This window comes from Streptomyces sp. NPDC006265 (assembly GCF_040613555.1).
Taxonomy (GTDB): Bacteria; Actinomycetota; Actinomycetes; order Streptomycetales; family Streptomycetaceae; genus Streptomyces.
This window is the reverse complement of record NZ_JBEXSH010001288.1, coordinates 1-1,778: the sequence shown is the minus strand read 5'-3', so window position 1 is coordinate 1,778 and position 1,778 is coordinate 1. Positions and strand designations below refer to the sequence as shown.

At 68.7% G+C, this 1,778-nt stretch carries 1 protein-coding gene; it reads left to right on the top strand.

The window, feature by feature from the left end; translation table 11 throughout:
* On the top strand, positions 1-1,527 hold a 1,527-nt coding region (gcl, locus tag ABZ281_RS48060; protein ID WP_356665020.1), incomplete at its 5' end, for a glyoxylate carboligase.
* Positions 1,528-1,778 lie beyond the last annotated feature (251 nt).

Sequence of the window (1,778 nt, the reverse complement as noted above, 5' to 3'; positions counted from 1 at the left end):
CTGTACTCCGCGATCGGCGACTCCATCCCGATCCTGTGCATCACGGGCCAGGCCCCTACCGCCGTGATCCACAAGGAGGACTTCCAGGCCGTCGACATCGCCTCCATCGCCAAGCCGGTCACGAAGATGGCCGTCACGGTGCTGGAGGCCGCGCAGGTCCCGGGCGTCTTCCAGCAGGCCTTCCACCTGATGCGCTCCGGCCGCCCCGGCCCGGTCCTCATCGACCTGCCGATCGACGTGCAGCTGACGGAGATCGAGTTCGACCCGGAGACGTACGAGCCGCTCCCGGTCTACAGGCCCGCCGCGTCCCGCGCCCAGATCGAGAAGGCGATCGGGATGCTGAACGCGTCCGAGCGGCCGCTGATCGTCGCGGGCGGCGGCATCATCAACGCCGACGCCGCCGAACTCCTCGTCGAATTCGCCGAACTGACGGGCACTCCGGTCGTCCCGACCCTGATGGGCTGGGGCCTGCTGCCCGACGACCACGAGCTGAACGCAGGCATGGTGGGCCTGCAGACCTCGCACCGCTACGGCAACGCGACCTTCCTGGAGTCCGACTTCGTCCTCGGCATCGGCAACCGCTGGGCCAACCGCCACACCGGCAAGCTCGACGTCTACACCGCCGGACGGACGTTCGTGCACGTCGACATCGAGCCCACCCAGATCGGCAGGATCTTCGCCCCGGACTACGGCATCGCCTCCGACGCCAAGGCCGCCCTGAAGCTGTTCGTCGAGGTCGCCCGCGAGCTGAAGGCGGCAGGCAGGCTGTCCGACCGCTCCGAGTGGGCCGAGGCCGCGCAGGAGCGCAAGGCGACCCTCCAGCGCCGTACGCACTTCGACGACATCCCGATCAAGCCGCAGCGCGTCTACGAGGAGATGAACAAGGCCTTCGGCCCGGAGACCCGGTACGTCTCCACCATCGGCCTCTCGCAGATCGCCGGTGCCCAGATGCTGCACGTCTACCGGCCCCGGCACTGGATCAACTGCGGCCAGGCCGGCCCGCTCGGCTGGACCATCCCGGCCGCGCTCGGCGTCGCCAAGGCCGACCCGGAGGCCTCCGTCGTCGCGCTCTCCGGCGACTACGACTTCCAGTTCATGCTGGAGGAACTCGCGGTCGGCGCGCAGCACAGGATCCCGTACGTGCATGTCCTGGTGAACAACTCCTACCTGGGCCTGATCCGGCAGGCGCAGCGGGCGTTCGAGATCGACTTCCAGGTCAACTTGGAGTTTGAGAACCTCAACTCGCCGGAGCTCGGCGTCTACGGCGTCGACCACGTCAAGGTCGCCGAGGGCCTCGGCTGCAAGGCGATCCGGGTCACCGACCCCGCCGAGCTGGGCGACGCCTTCGAGCAGGCCAAGAAGCTGGCTGCGGAGCACCGTGTCCCGGTCGTCGTCGAGGCGATCCTGGAGCGCGTCACCAACATCTCCATGTCGACGACCAACGACATCGGCAACGTCGTGGAGTTCGAGGAGGTCGCCACCGAGCCCGGCCACGCGCCGACCTCGATCAGGACGCTGAAGGTCTGACACCCGCGCGGCAGAAGGGGCGGCCGTCCGGGAGGACGAGCCGCCCCTCACACATACCCGGCCCCCTCGAAGGGCGCCGGCCACCTCACTCGCCGCCCCCGCCCCAGCCACAGGAGAGGAAGGCACCGCCACCGCCGTTCGTACCGCGCGGCGAGTCCTGCACCAGCTGGTGGTAGTGAAGGACAAGATCGACAACGGCGGGTCGGTCATGCCGTGGATGGACGCCTACGTGGTGACCGAGACCAAGATGG